Annotated in this window: 1 protein-coding gene; it reads left to right on the top strand. The window is 49.8% G+C overall.

Annotated elements, in window-relative coordinates:
- Positions 1 to 434, top strand: a 434-nt coding sequence (locus AB4493_RS22170) for a transposase (protein ID WP_372155831.1), incomplete at its 5' end; no start/stop codon positions are given.
- Positions 435 to 466 lie beyond the last annotated feature (32 nt).

The following is a 466-nucleotide window of genomic DNA, read 5'->3' as shown; positions in this document are numbered from 1 at the left end:
TAGAATCACGCTTAAAAGGTGCGCCTGCCCAAGAGCGAAAAGCAGAGCGTCAAGCGCTTGCCAAGCCGATACTGGATGAGCTTTACCAATGGATGACAACCCAGAAGGTGATAGGCTCTAGCCCACTAGGCAAAGCGATAAAATATACGCTTGGGCAGTGGTCAAAGCTTATTCGTTATATCGACGATGGTCACTTATCTATTGATAATAATCGCGCTGAACGCGCAATTAAACCACTGGTCATTGGCAGGAAGAACTGGCTGTTCTCTAACACACCAAACGGTGCTGATGCGAGCGCGATGCTTTACAGCATCATCGAGACCGCGAAAGCCAACGGTCTTATCCTCTACGACTACATGGTCAAGTGCATGAAAGAGCTGGCGAAAGCTGAGCCTGATATCGACGCACTCCTGCCTTGGAACTTCAAACACTGACAAGTCGCCTCGTGGGTTCATGGGGCGGATAC

It is taken from the genome of Vibrio sp. 10N.222.55.A1, from assembly GCF_041473835.1.
Taxonomy (GTDB): Bacteria; Pseudomonadota; Gammaproteobacteria; order Enterobacterales; family Vibrionaceae; genus Vibrio; species Vibrio crassostreae_C.
This window is presented reverse-complemented; position numbering and strand designations above follow the sequence as displayed.